General features: G+C 62.1%; 13 protein-coding genes. 8 read left to right on the top strand and 5 right to left on the bottom strand.

Annotated features, from left to right (window positions below; translation table 11 throughout):
• Positions 1 to 5: 5 nt before the first annotated feature.
• Positions 6 to 995, bottom strand: coding sequence for a 4-hydroxy-3-methylbut-2-enyl diphosphate reductase (ispH, locus tag AC1RQ9_RS03315; protein WP_085949323.1), 990 nt, complete (start codon positions 993 to 995; stop codon positions 6 to 8).
• Between the two features lie 263 nt (positions 996 to 1,258).
• Between ispH and AC1RQ9_RS03310 the strand changes: the two genes are divergently transcribed.
• Genes AC1RQ9_RS03310 through AC1RQ9_RS03295 form a run of 4 tightly spaced genes read left to right on the top strand, consistent with a single transcriptional unit; the run spans position 1,259 to position 5,859 of the window.
• The gene (locus AC1RQ9_RS03310; protein ID WP_485985537.1) at positions 1,259 to 1,837 is read left to right on the top strand and encodes a YajG family lipoprotein; all 579 of its coding nucleotides are present in this window, start codon (positions 1,259 to 1,261) and stop codon (positions 1,835 to 1,837) included.
• Positions 1,838 to 1,846: 9 nt separating this feature from the next.
• Positions 1,847 to 3,784: an OPT family oligopeptide transporter gene (locus tag AC1RQ9_RS03305; protein WP_485985536.1), complete on the top strand. Its 1,938-nt coding sequence runs from the start codon at positions 1,847 to 1,849 to the stop codon at positions 3,782 to 3,784.
• 57 nt (positions 3,785 to 3,841) lie between these two features.
• Positions 3,842 to 5,515, top strand: a complete 1,674-nt coding sequence (locus tag AC1RQ9_RS03300; RefSeq protein ID WP_485985535.1) for a M3 family oligoendopeptidase — start codon at positions 3,842 to 3,844, stop codon at positions 5,513 to 5,515.
• Positions 5,516 to 5,562: 47 nt separating this feature from the next.
• Positions 5,563 to 5,859 carry a hypothetical protein gene (locus AC1RQ9_RS03295; RefSeq protein WP_485985534.1) on the top strand — a complete coding sequence of 99 codons (297 nt, stop codon included), beginning with the start codon at positions 5,563 to 5,565 and terminating at the stop codon, positions 5,857 to 5,859.
• On the opposite strand, the gene AC1RQ9_RS03290 is transcribed toward AC1RQ9_RS03295, so the two are convergent.
• Positions 5,854 to 6,804, bottom strand: a complete 951-nt coding sequence (locus tag AC1RQ9_RS03290) for an SAM-dependent methyltransferase (protein WP_485985532.1) — start codon at positions 6,802 to 6,804, stop codon at positions 5,854 to 5,856. The genes AC1RQ9_RS03295 and AC1RQ9_RS03290 overlap by 6 nt on opposite strands.
• On the bottom strand, positions 6,801 to 7,178 hold the full coding sequence (locus AC1RQ9_RS03285) for a DUF423 domain-containing protein (RefSeq protein WP_485985530.1): 378 nt from the start codon (positions 7,176 to 7,178) through the stop codon (positions 6,801 to 6,803). The genes AC1RQ9_RS03290 and AC1RQ9_RS03285 overlap by 4 nt, the downstream gene beginning before the upstream one ends.
• A 569-nt stretch (positions 7,179 to 7,747) precedes the next feature.
• Between AC1RQ9_RS03285 and AC1RQ9_RS03280 the strand changes: the two genes are divergently transcribed.
• Together AC1RQ9_RS03280 and AC1RQ9_RS03275 are read left to right on the top strand one after the other, a co-directional pair.
• Positions 7,748 to 8,314, top strand: coding sequence for a DUF4142 domain-containing protein (locus AC1RQ9_RS03280; protein ID WP_485985529.1), 567 nt, complete (start codon positions 7,748 to 7,750; stop codon positions 8,312 to 8,314).
• A 46-nt stretch (positions 8,315 to 8,360) separates the two neighbouring features.
• Positions 8,361 to 8,933, top strand: coding sequence for a cob(I)yrinic acid a,c-diamide adenosyltransferase (locus AC1RQ9_RS03275; protein ID WP_485985528.1), 573 nt, complete (start codon positions 8,361 to 8,363; stop codon positions 8,931 to 8,933).
• An 18-nt stretch (positions 8,934 to 8,951) separates the two neighbouring features.
• On the opposite strand, the gene AC1RQ9_RS03270 is transcribed toward AC1RQ9_RS03275, so the two are convergent.
• Positions 8,952 to 9,527: a gluconokinase gene (locus AC1RQ9_RS03270; protein ID WP_485985527.1), complete on the bottom strand. Its 576-nt coding sequence runs from the start codon at positions 9,525 to 9,527 to the stop codon at positions 8,952 to 8,954.
• Between the two features lie 414 nt (positions 9,528 to 9,941).
• On the opposite strand from AC1RQ9_RS03270, the gene AC1RQ9_RS03265 reads away from it, so the two are divergent.
• Positions 9,942 to 10,601, top strand: coding sequence for a hypothetical protein (locus AC1RQ9_RS03265; protein ID WP_485985526.1), 660 nt, complete (start codon positions 9,942 to 9,944; stop codon positions 10,599 to 10,601).
• Positions 10,602 to 10,620: 19 nt separating this feature from the next.
• Positions 10,621 to 11,100: a hypothetical protein gene (locus tag AC1RQ9_RS03260; protein WP_193732417.1), complete on the top strand. Its 480-nt coding sequence runs from the start codon at positions 10,621 to 10,623 to the stop codon at positions 11,098 to 11,100.
• Between the two features lie 26 nt (positions 11,101 to 11,126).
• Here AC1RQ9_RS03260 and AC1RQ9_RS03255 read toward each other — a convergent pair whose 3' ends face one another.
• On the bottom strand, positions 11,127 to 12,353 hold the full coding sequence (locus AC1RQ9_RS03255) for a pyridoxal phosphate-dependent aminotransferase (RefSeq protein ID WP_485985525.1): 1,227 nt from the start codon (positions 12,351 to 12,353) through the stop codon (positions 11,127 to 11,129).
• Between the last annotated feature and the right edge of the window lie 3 nt (positions 12,354 to 12,356).

The raw sequence follows: 12,356 nt of genomic DNA, 5'->3' as shown, positions 1-12,356 counted from the left end.
ACGGTTCAGCCCAGTGGCGCCGGCAGGCGGAAGGCCACGTTTTCTTCCTTGACGGTGATTTCCTCGATCTCAAGCGTGAAACGCTTGGCCAGGGCCGCCACCATTTCCTGAACCAGCGATTCCGGCGCGGATGCGCCCGCCGTGATCCCCAGTGTCGCGACGCCATCCAGCGCCGACCAGTCCAGCGCATTCAGGCGCGGCACCAGCAGCGCGCGCGGCGCGCCCGAACGTTCGGCCACTTCACGCAGACGCTGCGAGTTGGACGAATTGGGCGAACCGATCACGATCACCAGGTCACAGCCGGGTGCGATCGCCTTGACCGCTTCCTGCCGGTTGGTGGTGGCGTAGCAGATGTCCTCACGCCGCGGCCCTTCGATCAGGGGGAAGCGATCACGCAGGATATCCACGATTTCCGCCGTATCATCGACCGACAGCGTGGTCTGGGTAATGAAGGCCAGGCGCGAGGGATCGGCCGGCTGGACCGTGCGTGCTTCCTCGGCATCGTTGATCAGGGTGACGGCGCCGGCGGGCAACTGGCCCATCGTGCCGACCACTTCGGGATGACCCGCATGGCCGATCATCAGGATATGGCGGCTTTCGGGGCCACCATCGGCAAAGTGACGCTCGGCCTCGCGGTGGACCTTGGACACCAGCGGGCACGTCGCATCCAGGTACAGCAGGTTGCGGCGCATGGCCTCGGCCGGGACGGTCTTGGGCACGCCGTGGGCGGAAAACACCACCTGTCCGTCGGCGGGGACTTCATCGAGTTCCTCGACAAAGATCGCGCCCTGGGCTTCCAGCGCCTCGACCACGGTGCGGTTATGGACGATCTCGTGGCGGACATAGACCGGCGCGCCATAGCGGCGGATCGCCTCTTCCACCACGCGGATGGCGCGATCGACGCCGGCGCAGAAACCGCGCGGGCCTGCCAGCAGTACTTTCAGGACACGGGGCGGGGCCTCGGTGGGGGCGGTATTATCGGGCGTATGAATCATCTGGTCGGGCATGGTGTTCCCCAAACATCCGGCGGGCGGTATAGGATACGGGCCGCGATCTGCTACAGTTCCGGCGCCGGTCTCCCGTGCGATGGTCCCGGCCCTACGCAAACCGCGGCAATGGCGCAAGCCATTTTCCCGCTGATCCTAACGTACTGTGCCATGTCTGTCCTCCCCCGTCGCCCTGCCGGCATTGCGCTGCACCCCGGCCACCCCCCGCGGGGCGGGCCTCTGTCCACACCTGACCTACCCGGAATACCCGCATGATTCCTGCCCTTGTGCCATCACGCCTGTCACGAAACGCCCTGACAATCTGCATGCTGGGGGCCGTGTCCCTGCTGGCCGGCTGTTCCAGCGAATCCGATTCGATCGATTTCGCCCCGGCCTGTCCCGTGGTGGAAATCCCCGGTGAGGCTGCCGATTACTACCAGTATTCCGGCAACGACCATGACGTGACCCACCTGGTCGCGCGCGCCAGCCTGACCCGCGTGGTCGGATCGTGCGAGGCGGGGCAGAAGCGCACCGTCATGACCAACATGAAAATCGGGCTGCATGTGGAACGCGGCCCGGCATCGAACGTGAATTTCGTCAACATTCCGTATTTCGTCGCCGTGGTGTTCAATGGCGAGATCAAGAGCAAGAAGGAATTCGTCGCCCACGTGTCGTTTGACAACGGGCGCATGCAGGACCTGACCCATACGCGCAACATTCCCATCACACTGCCGGTGTCGCGCCATATCCACAGCGACCAGTACCATATCGAGATCGGCTTCCAGCTGACCAAGGCGCAGCTTGACTTCAACCGCGCACATCTTGTCATGCCGACCTTCCACAAGATGTAAGGGGCCGCCTTGGCCAACCATTCCCAGACATCCGAACTGACATGGCGCGGCATCGTGATCGGTGCGCTGATCACCGTCGTCTTTACCGCGTCCAATGTCTATCTGGGGCTGCGGGTCGGGATGACCATCGCCACCTCCATTCCCGCCGCCGTCATTTCCATGGCGGTGCTGCGGATCCTGGGCGGGGGCACGATCCTTGAAAACAACCTGGTCCAGACCCAGGCCTCCGCCGCGGGCACCCTGTCATGCGTGTTCGCCAGCCTGCCTGCGCTGGTCATGGCCGGGACGTGGCAGCATTTCCCCTTCGTGCTGACGGCACTGCTGACGGCGGCGGGCGGCATGACGGGGGTGCTGTTCACCATTCCGCTGCGCCGCGTCATGCTGGCGGACCCGGTCCTGCCCTTTCCCGAAGGGGTGGCGGCGGCCGAGATCCTGCGCGCAGGTGCGGCAAGGGAGGACCAGGGCGGCATCCGCGCCCTGATGCACGGTGGCGTGCTGGCGGCGGTCATGACCTTCGCCACCGCAGGCCTGCGCGTGCTGGGCGATGGCATGACGGCGACCGCCATCTGGGGTGTGTCGGCCTTTCGCCTGTCACTGGGATTTTCACCCGCGCTGCTGGGGGCGGGTTACCTGGTCGGGCTGGAAGGCGGCATCGCGATGATGACGGGGGCGCTGCTGACATGGGAAATCATCGTACCCGTCATGGCGCATGTCCAGCCCAACCCGGCAGGCCTGCCCGCGGGTGCGTTCGCCACCAGCCTGTGGAAGGACAAGGCCCGGTTCATTGGCGTGGGACTGATCGGGATTGCCGCGATATGGACGGTGCTGCGCATGGGGCGGCCGCTGCTGGCCAGCGTACGCACCCTGCTGGAACGCAAGCAGGGCGACACGCGTACCGACCGCACCGAAACCGACCTCTCGCCCCGCGCAATGCGCGCCGTCGCCAGCATCGTGCTGGTGACAATCGGGGGACTGTTTTTTGTATTTGCGCATCTTTACGTGCCCACCCTGTCCGCATTCGTGGCCGCTGTCGCGGGGCTTGCGTGCTGTGCGGGTGTCGGACTGTTCGTGGCGGCGGCATGTGGGTACATGGCGGGGCTGGTGGGATCATCGTCATCCCCCATTTCCGGTGTTATCATCCTGGCGGCCATGTGCCTGTCGTGCATATTTGTCATGCTGCGCGCGCTGGGGCTGTTCGCGGGGGTGGGCGGGCAGCATTTCGCCATTGGCTTCTGCCTGTATGTCCTGACCGCTATCACGGCATCAGCCGCGATCGCCAATGACAACCTGCAGGACCTGAAAACCGGCAGGCTGGTGGGGGCCACGCCATGGAAGCAGGAAGCCGTCCTGCTGATTGGCTGCCTGACCGGGGCGATCATCATTCCGCCGGTGCTGAACGTATTGTACCAGACCTATGGTTTCGTGGGGGCGATGCCGCGCGCGGGCATGGACGCGGCCCATGCGCTGGCTGCCCCGCAGCCCGCGCTGCTGCTGCTGATCACATCAGGCATTTTCCTGCATCAGCTTGACTGGAACATGCTGCTGCTGGGCGTGGGAACCGGATGCCTGCTGATCGGGATCGATGCCGGGTTGCGCCGCACGGGGCGGGGCGCGCTGCCGCCGCTGGCGGTGGGGGTTGGCATCTACCTGCCCATGAGCGTTTCCGTGACCCTGGCCATTGGTGCGATCCTGGGCCATGTCATCACGCGCCTGAACGCAGGGACAGGCAGCCATCAGGGCACCATGATCGCATCGGGCCTGATTGTGGGGGAAAGCCTGACGGGGGTGGTGCTGGCCAGCCTGTCCGCGCTGAGCGGGCGCGACAGCCCGCTTTCGCTGCTGCCCGCGGGCATGGATGCGACCCTGACCAACTGGGCGGGGCTTGGCGCGTTCTGCGCGCTGTGCGCATGGTTCTGCGCCATGCAACTGCGACAGGACCGGCGGTAGGCACGCCAGATAATCGGGCATGGACGCAGGCAAGGTTTCCATGGCACCCTGCCCCGCATGTTGCGCCATTTTGACAGCCTTGATTTCCCACGCCCCACGCGCGACGCGCTCGGGCTGCGTTTTGGTCAGGTCTCGACCCTGCTGGACCAGGGCAACGTACCGGATGCCGCCCGCCTGTTTGATACGATCCGTCGCGATTACGAAAGCTGGTCCGCGCTGGTTGACCTGCGCTTCGCACAGGATACCACCAGCCCCGCCGCCCGCGCCGAACGTGACTATGCCGATGCCCTGACGCCGCATGTCACGGCGCATGAAGTCGCGCTGAAGCGCAGGCTGCTGGAATATCCCGACCCCACGGCGGTGGCGCAGGTGGTTACACCCCATACGCTGGAACTGTGGCAGACCGACATCACTACCTTTGACCCCCGCATTGCCGACGCGCTGGAGGAAGAAGCCCGGCTGAGTGGCGAATACACCACCCTGCTGGCCAGTGCGCGGGTGGAAATTGACGGGAACCACGTCAACCTGTCCGGCCTTGCCCCCTATGCCGAAAGCACGGACCGTGCCATGCGCCGCGAGGCGGAACGGGTCAGATGGGCATTTTTCGAACAGAACGCCACACGGCTCGATACCCTGTTTGACCAGATGGTCCACCTGCGTCACGGCATGGCGGAAACGCTGGGCTATGACAGCTATATCCCGCTGGCGTACCGCCGCATGCGCCGGGTGGATTATGGCCCGGCAGACGTCGCGCGCTTTCGCGATGAGGTGCATGAACACGTCGTGCCGCTGGTCCATGACATCCTGCAAAAGCGGTGCGGGACGATGGGATGGGACATCCTGTATTCATGGGATGAACCGCTGATCGACCCGAAGGGCAACCCGCGCCCGGCGGGCGACCACGATCTACTGCTGGCACGCGCGCAGACCATATTTGACCGCATGGGCGGCGATCTGGGCGGGTTTTTCGGGCAGATGCGCGATGGCGGCTATCTGGACCTGGTCAACCGGCCCGGAAAGGCGGGGGGTGGTTTCTGCACATCCTTCCCCACGGTGGGCATGCCGTTCATATTCGCCAATTTCAACGGCACGCAGCACGACATCAATGTGTTCACCCACGAAATGGGCCATGCCTACCAGAACTGGAAAAGCCGCAGCCTGCCCGCCGTTGACCTGCTGTGGCCGACCATGGACGGGGCCGAAATCAATTCCATGGCGCTGGAATTCCTGACATGGCCGCATATCGACCTGATGGTGGAAGCGGGACAGGGCGAGCGCTTCCGGCAGATGCACCTGATTTCCTCCCTGTCGTTCCTGCCCTATGGGGTCTGCGTCGATCACTTCCAGACCGAGATCTATGCCAACCCTGGCATGACACCGGCACAACGCCACGCCACATGGAAGCGGCTGGAACAGCGCTACCTGCCGTGGCGCAACTATGGCGGCCTGTCGCACCCGGCCATGGGGGGACGGTGGCAGGCGCAGGGGCATATCTACCGCTCGCCCTTCTATTACATTGATTACGCGCTGGCGCTGTGCTGCGCGATGCAGTTCTGGATCCGCAGCCGTACGGACATGGACGGCGCATTGCAGGCCTATGTCGCGCTGTGTGCACGGGGTGGGGCGCAACCCTTTACCCGGCTGGTCCGTTCTGCAGGACTGAAGTCGCCCTTCCAGCCGGGCACGCTGGCCGACGTGGTCCGCACGGCGCGCGATATCCTGAACGCCTGATCACCAACGCAGGCATCATCCGCCCTTCATCACACCAAGGGGAAGTCATGTCTTCCACCCCGCCCCCCACCATTACCCGGACCGTGTGCAAGACGCTGGCGGTGCTTGTGCTGACGGGGCTGTTCATGCTCAGCCTGCGATTCAGCGCCGTCGTGGCGGGCATGGTGGACCGTATTGCCGGAACCGGCATGTGGCTGGCGCTGTACCGTCTGGCCGGAGCGAATGACGCGACCGAGCAGGAACGGCTGATCGTCATGGCGGTCGCCCTTGTGTGCTGCCTGCTGGCGATCGCGGTGGTGGAAGTGGCGGACAGGCTGATCAGCCGTCGCCGCGCGTCATCATGACGGGTCACGCTGCCAGAAAAAGGTCAGTTCATGCTTGTTGTGCCACAGGTGCAGCACCCGGCCACCGGGAATGGCGGCGAACGCATCCGCCGTGTCATGATCGGTTTCACCCTGAAACTTGATGGTCATGACAATGCGCGCGGCGCGACCCGACGCAATCCAACGCCGCGCCAGCGCCAGCAGGCGGGCGGGATAGGCGATGATGTCGGAAAACAGCCAGTCCACGGGATCACAGCTTTCCGGGTCCAGCCCGAACGCGCTTTCATACCGGCACGTCACGTTGGGCAGGCCCGCCACGTTTTCAGCAAGGGGTGAGCGGTCGATGGCGGTGACATGCGCCCCGCAACTGGCGGCGACCCATGTCCAGCCACCGGGACAGGCCCCAAGGTCAATGCAGGTTTCGCCCGCCACCGGCCATTGCCCCAGACGCAGCAGGGCCTCCCACAGCTTGAGATAGGCGCGCGAAGGCGGGTCGGTACGGTTTTCGACAAACGGGACCTCGCCATTCACGAAAGGCGAGGACTTGGTACGCGACAGCAGCAGCCGGTCGGCCGAAAGCAGCGTCCATGCCCCAAGATGCGCATCCGGCCCGACGGCGGGAAAGGTAAAGGGTTTTGGCCGCAACGGTGGCAGCGCATCGGTTACCAGCGCACTACGCCGGTGCAACGTTGGCGCATATCCCGCCCAGTTGCGCTGGATCGCCCGCATGATCCGTGCCGCCCCCTTGATGGACGGGACCGCGTGTTCTTCCGGTGCATCCCATATGTCCAGCGCCCACAGACAGGCCACCGGCGGCAGGGCGGATAGCGCCAGACGCCCGTGCCAGCACAGGTCACCTGCCCCCCGGCGGGCCAGTTCCTGTTCCATGACGTCTTCAAACCCCGGTGGCGCCAGATACGCGCTACGCACCGGCCAGGGCGGCTGCGTGCTGTCTGTTGCATTCATGAACGCATGACCCCGACAGCCAGAAGCAGCCACGCAAGCATGAGCATGCTGCCCCCCGTGGGCGCAACCGGACCGGGATGAATGCCCCAGAACGCGGTCAGCGCCACGCCCACACTGAACAGGACGGTGCCTACTGCCATAAGGCAGCCGGACACGGAAACCAGCACCCTGCACCCCTGCTGGATCATCAGGACCGAAATGCCGATAATGGCCAGCGCGTGCCACATCTGCATCTGTATGGCCTGACGGGCCATGTCCCGTCCCCCATCGGCAAAGAAACGGTCAGGCAGATGAGCGGTCAGTGCGCCCCCCATGACACCGGAAAACGCGGCCAGCGCCGCAAAACACAACAGGAACCTGACAACAGTAGGCATTCGGGGTATCCGCAAAACAGGGTGATAGCCCGCATCGGGCGCGGGCGGGCACACCCTACTCTGCGCATGGGTCAATCGTATAGGTCACGCGGGCAGGAAGCTGTCGTGCCAGATGTCGGTATCATGAAATTCCATCCATGCCCGTGGCTGGTCCCCACCGGTACGGTCAGGTCCGGACATTGCGATGAACCTGAATTCGTTACTGCAGAAAGCGAAAATGCGACCCTCAACGCAACGCATCCGTAAAATCCATGCAAATTTCATAAACAAATGCAGCAATATATTTACATATAAATTTATTACTATTTATAACTTATATTGTTTTTATTATTATACATAAATCATCATATATTTTTCCTTATATTCTATATTTTATATAAATATATTTTAATTTTATTATTATTTTTTCAAATGCACTGGTATTTTTATTATCCATATCCTGCACGGAACCGGTTACACAATACCCGTCCTGCCCTGCATGGCCGCTTTGTATGGTCCACCAAAACTGATAAAACAGGGTGACATTCAGTAAAAACCGCCTGAATTTCACACGTTAGGAAGATGACAATATGAAACATCACGCAGTCTGGTTCCTTTTTGCGTCTGTCAGCCTTCTTCCTGCCGTCTCCATGGCCCGACCCACGCCTGCGCCCGTCCCCGCGGCAGCAACCGCAGCGGTACCGACACTGCCGCCGCTGACGGAATCAGATTCCACCTTTGCCGAAAACGTTTCCGCGCTGAACACATTTGAAATGACCATTTCAAAAATGGCCACGACACAGGCCAAGCGTCCGAAAGTGCAGGAATTCGCAGAAAAATCGCTGAAAATGCACACAGCGAACCAGAAAACCCTGTCCACCATGACGCTGAAGCACGGCCTGGAACTGCACAAGGACATGAGTTCGGACGAAACCGAGGTCGCAGACGACCTGAAGACCCAGAACGGGACCAAATTCGACCGCACCTACCTTGACCTGCAGGCCCAGGCGGCAAGCGATGCGCTGGCCATGTTCCAGAATGAAGCGGAATCAGCCAGCGACCCGGACCTGAAGGCCTATGCCTCCACCACGGCGGATACGCTTCAGGCCCACCTGAACGAAGCCATGAAACTCGGGGCCAGCAAGCCCACCCGGTAACCATGGCGGGCGGATCAGGATACCGGATTTACAGACAGGATCATTCATGACCATTCGCATCGACCGGATCGTGACCCGCGGCGGGGATACGGGCCAGACCTCGCTGGGCAACGGGGAACGGGTTGCCAAGGATTCGGCCCGGATCGAGGCCCTTGGCACGCTGGATGAAGCCAATGCCATCATCGGCCTGCTGCGCGGCACCCTGCCCGCAGGCCGCAACGCCACCTTCATTGCATGGCTACAGGGACTGCTGTTCGATATTGGCGGCGCGATCTGCATGCCCGCCAACCCGCCCCGTCCGCTTCCCCATGCGGCGGCCGCCCTTCAGGCCATGGAACATGAAATCGAGCGCCTGCGCGCGGATATTCCGCCACTGCGCAGCTTCATCCTGCCCGGCGGCACGCCTGCCGCCGCCCACGCCCATCTGGCGCGCACCGTCGTGCGCCGGGCGGAACGACGGCTGGCGACACTGGCGCGGCAGGACGATATCGGCACCAATATTCCCGCCTGCATGAACCGCCTGTCGGATTACCTGTTCGTGCTGGGACGGCACCTTAATGACAACGGGGCGGCCGACCTGACATGGACACCCGCCTCCCCTCCGCCTGACCTGAACTGAACAGGCGGGCCACCCGCGTCATGCAGGCAGGCCGGACAGGTGCGCGCAGGCCTGTTCCGCCAGGATTTCCTGCGCTGCATTGACATCCAGCGCCATGACGACCTCATCATCCATGTCAGGTTCTTCCAGCGTCGCGAACTGGCTGTCCAGCATGGCGACCGGCATGAAGTGGCCGGTCCGTTCCCGCAGGCGTGGCGCGATGTCTTCCCGGCTCCCCTTGAGATAGACGAAACAGACATCCTGACCGCTGCCGCCAATATGTTCGCGGTATTTCCGCTTCAGCGCGGAACAGGTCACGATTCCACACTGGTTCGCATCCCCCCACTGCCGGACCTGCTGCGCGATACAGTCCAGCCACGGGGCGCGGTCTTCATCCGTCAGGGGGATGCCGTTGCTCATCTTGGCGATGTTATGGGCGGTATGCAGGTCATCGCCCTCGATCAGGGGCCAGCCCAGACGGTCGGCCATAAGCTGGGCCATGGTACTCTTGCCACATCCCGAGACCCCCATGACAATCAGCACGCATGGCCGGTTACCCTGCCGGAGCCTGCGTGAAAGGGAAACCGAAACGGCCTGGTGGTCAATGTTACACATTCCGCGTCCTGTCGGATGTTATCAGGGATAACCCATACCATCCCTTATCTGGACCAACCGCCCCCATGAAGGCAAGTGACCTGTCGGCGGGAGACCATATGACGCCAGAATATAAAGTGCTATTTTTATGCACCAATTAAATGATATAAAAAATATATTCAAAATTATATTTATGAATTACTATACATTATATTATTAAAATATTATTTTACTTAAAAATAAGCTTCCAATAATAAATAATATGTTACCGTGTTATATTATTCCTTATCCCCTTGCATAAGTTGGCGGGAAAGAATTATATACTCAGTAAATCACCTAAAGACAGGCACCACTGGTATACTGGCTGTAGGAATAGATTCCTAAATATAATTTCAGCCACCCCCTTATGGTGCATTGATTATCGAGAGTTCCGCTGTGTCATCATATAATGATTTTCTTTCCTTCCCGAAAGAAGAAGACCAGAACGCCCATCGGGAAGAAGTGAATGAATCCGCATTCCGGCAGGCGCTTGAACGACTGGGCAAGGGCAAGCCCGCGCCGCGTGGCGCAGGCGGCGGAAAGGCACCGGCACCCAAGGCCCGCCCGGCCCGTCAGGCCGACCCCACGCAGCGCCGGCGCAAATTCGTACAGGATGGCGATGTCCGGGTTGAACATCACTCCCTGGCCACCGGGCGCACCACTCCACGTGCAATCCATGCACAACAGGAAGACCGTGGCGAAATCGAACAGTTGCGCCACAAGGTGCAGTTTGAACAGAAACTGCGCGAACAGGCTGAACTGCGCCTGTCGGAAGCACAGGCGCAGATCCGTTCCCTGACCACACGCATTGGCCATGCCGATGTCATCACGGCGGAACACAAGGGAAAACTGGCGGCGCAGGATACGGAATTACTGGCCGTACGTGCGGAGCTATACAATACCCGTGAAGAAAACGACCAGTTGCGTGAAGAACTGACGCGCCTGAAATCACGACAGCGTACCGCAGACCCCCGCCCCGCACCAATACAGGCCACCGCCCCGCAGGACGAGACACCGGCGGAAGAACCCGAACCCGTCAAGTGGTGGCTGCGCTAGGCGCTGGCGGCGCACCTGCATGCCCCCGGAAGCCCCACAACATAATCCGGCAGCCCGGCAACGTCAGGTCGGACTTGTCATTGTCGCGACATGTACCTCCGCCAGCCTGGCCATCCTGATCCTGCTGCCGCTGGTCAGCGGGCTGGTGAACCTGCTGCGTGATATACTTGGCGTGCTGATCCTGCCCTTTTCGTTCATGTTCGGGCTGGGCGGCGAAGGTGGCCAGTCGCCTGCCCTGTTACGCCTGCTGTCGGATATGGGCATGCAGACACAGGCCCACCCCCTGCGGCTGGGCGGGGCGGCCATACTGGAACTGCTCGCCGTTTTCCTGTTTGTCATTGCCGAACGGCTGGGCGGCCGCACGGGCTACATGGCGGCCTGTGCCGCGTCCGCCGGGGCCATTGGCCTGTCGGGACTGCCACTGGCCATGCCGCTGCTGCCCGCCATCGTGACGGAGGGGGTCTTCCTGCTCTGCCCCCCCTCGCCCGATCCGGACTGAGCACGCGCCCATGCCCGCCATGGGTGTCAGTTCAGTCCATCGACAAAGCGCGCGATCCGTGCGCAGCTTTCCTTCAGGATATCATCGCTGGTGGCGTATGACAGCCGCAGGTAAGGCCCCTGCCCGAAGGCCGAGCCATGCACCACCGCCACGTGCTGTTCCGTCAGCAGGGCAATGGCGAAATCCTGATCCGTTTCCAGCCGGTGGCCACCAGCCGAAACACGCCCCATGCACCCCGCAATACCCGGATAGGCATAGAACGCCCCATGCGGCATGGCGCAGGTCAGCCCCGGTATGGCCCGCAATGTGGACACCACCATTTCGCGCCTGCCTGCATAGACCGCGCACATCTGCGCGATAATGTCCGCCGGGCCATCAAGTGCTGCCGCCGCTGCCGCCTGGCTTATGGAACAGATGCCTGATGTGGCGCTGCCCTGTATGGCCGTCATGGCACGGATAAGGGGCGTAGGACCGCCCACATATCCCACCCGCCAGCCGGTCATGGCATAGGCCTTGGACACGCCATTCAGCGTCAGGATACGGTCCTTGAGATCCGGCGCCACGGCGGCAAGGGAGTGATGCCGCAAGCCGTCATACAGCAGGTGTTCGTAAATCTCATCCGACAGGATATGGACGTGCGGGTGGCGACGCAGCACCTCGGCCACGGCTTCCAGGTCCGCCTGTCCCATCGTCCCGCCGGTGGGGTTGTTGGGGAAGTTGAGGACAAGCCATTTGGTGCGCGGCGTGATTGCCGCTTCCAGCGCCTGCGCCGTCAGGCGGAAACCGTCAGCTTCATGGCAGTCGGCATAGACCGGGGTGCCACCGAACATCTGCACGATCAGCGGGTAGCTGACCCAGTAAGGACGAGGAATGACAACCTCATCCCCCGGCTGCACCGTCGCCATGAAGGCATTAAAAATGACCTGCTTGCCCCCATTGGACACCATGATTTCGGCAGGCGCGTAGTCCAGCCCGTTTTCACGCGCGAATTTGCGTGCAATGGCGGCCTTCAGCGCGGGCGTGCCATCAACGGGCGGATATTTGGTCTGCCCGTCCAGCGCCGCGCGGTGGGCGGCCTCGATCACGGCGGCGGGGGTGGCGAAATCAGGCTCGCCCAGAGCGAGGGAGAGTACCTTCTCCCCCTTCGCACGCAGGTTGCGCGCGCGCTGGGCCATGGCGATGGTGGCTGGTACCGTCAGGCGGTCCATCCGCTGCGCAAACAGCGGATGGACCCGGTCCGCATCCCTATCCATATC

This window comes from Komagataeibacter ossonobensis (genome assembly GCF_057359305.1).
This window is presented reverse-complemented; position numbering and strand designations above follow the sequence as displayed.

What these genes read in the sequence shown, in the direction of transcription:
- ispH (WP_085949323.1), bottom strand. Translation starts at nt 995, where the DNA reads ATGATTCATACGCCCGATAATACCGCCCCCACCGAGGCCCCGCCCCGT.
- AC1RQ9_RS03310 (WP_485985537.1), top strand. Translation starts at nt 1,259, where the DNA reads ATGATTCCTGCCCTTGTGCCATCACGCCTGTCACGAAACGCCCTGACA.
- AC1RQ9_RS03300 (WP_485985535.1), top strand. Translation starts at nt 3,842, where the DNA reads ATGTTGCGCCATTTTGACAGCCTTGATTTCCCACGCCCCACGCGCGAC.
- AC1RQ9_RS03295 (WP_485985534.1), top strand. Translation starts at nt 5,563, where the DNA reads ATGTCTTCCACCCCGCCCCCCACCATTACCCGGACCGTGTGCAAGACG.
- AC1RQ9_RS03290 (WP_485985532.1), bottom strand. Translation starts at nt 6,804, where the DNA reads ATGAATGCAACAGACAGCACGCAGCCGCCCTGGCCGGTGCGTAGCGCG.
- AC1RQ9_RS03285 (WP_485985530.1), bottom strand. Translation starts at nt 7,178, where the DNA reads ATGCCTACTGTTGTCAGGTTCCTGTTGTGTTTTGCGGCGCTGGCCGCG.
- AC1RQ9_RS03280 (WP_485985529.1), top strand. Translation starts at nt 7,748, where the DNA reads ATGAAACATCACGCAGTCTGGTTCCTTTTTGCGTCTGTCAGCCTTCTT.
- AC1RQ9_RS03275 (WP_485985528.1), top strand. Translation starts at nt 8,361, where the DNA reads ATGACCATTCGCATCGACCGGATCGTGACCCGCGGCGGGGATACGGGC.
- AC1RQ9_RS03270 (WP_485985527.1), bottom strand. Translation starts at nt 9,527, where the DNA reads ATGTGTAACATTGACCACCAGGCCGTTTCGGTTTCCCTTTCACGCAGG.
- AC1RQ9_RS03260 (WP_193732417.1), top strand. Translation starts at nt 10,621, where the DNA reads ATGCCCCCGGAAGCCCCACAACATAATCCGGCAGCCCGGCAACGTCAG.
- AC1RQ9_RS03255 (WP_485985525.1), bottom strand. Translation starts at nt 12,353, where the DNA reads ATGGATAGGGATGCGGACCGGGTCCATCCGCTGTTTGCGCAGCGGATG.